Annotated in this window: 2 rRNA genes; both read right to left on the bottom strand. The window is 47.1% G+C overall.

Annotation, left to right across the window (positions count from 1 at the left end):
* Positions 1–116: ribosomal RNA gene (gene rrf / locus L5L98_RS22335) — 5S ribosomal RNA — on the bottom strand.
* A 233-nt stretch (positions 117–349) separates the two neighbouring features.
* Positions 350–571: ribosomal RNA gene (locus L5L98_RS22330) — 23S ribosomal RNA — on the bottom strand; the annotation flags it as partial.

The following is a 571-nucleotide window of genomic DNA, read 5'->3' as shown; positions in this document are numbered from 1 at the left end:
GCTTGGCGATGACCTACTCTCACATGGGGAGACCCCACACTACCATCGGCGCGTTTGCGTTTCACTTCTGAGTTCGGGATGGGATCAGGTGGTTCCACAAGGCTATTGTCACCAAGCAAATTCTTACTGGTTAATTGTCCGTCTGACGGCATTGTTTCCTCGCTACTGTGCTCATGTACTAACGTACACTCCGCGCCTCGCTCGTCACGGCTTTGTCAGCCTAACAATTTCCTGCGTAATTAACCTTTTGATTAAAATTTGAAAAGCTGATTTGCTTTGTTTGAGTCTTTAACTTTATCAAGTGTCGATATTCTGTCTAAGTTCGCTTAGCAAAACCCATCTGGGTTGTATGGTTAAGCCTCTCGAGTCATTAGTACATGTTAGCTCAACGCCTCACAACGCTTACACACCATGCCTATCAACGTCCTAGTCTCGAACGGCTCTTTAGAGGAATTAAATTCCTAGGGATGACTCATCTTAGGGCTCGCTTCCCGCTTAGATGCTTTCAGCGGTTATCGATTCCGAACGTAGCTACCGGGCAATGCCATTGGCATGACAACCCGAACACCAG

The sequence above is a fragment of the Shewanella sp. SM23 genome (genome assembly GCF_025654295.1).
Lineage (GTDB): Bacteria > Pseudomonadota > Gammaproteobacteria > Enterobacterales > Shewanellaceae > Shewanella > Shewanella oncorhynchi.
Note: the sequence above shows the minus strand (reverse complement) of the source record. Positions and strands in the feature narration are given on the sequence as shown.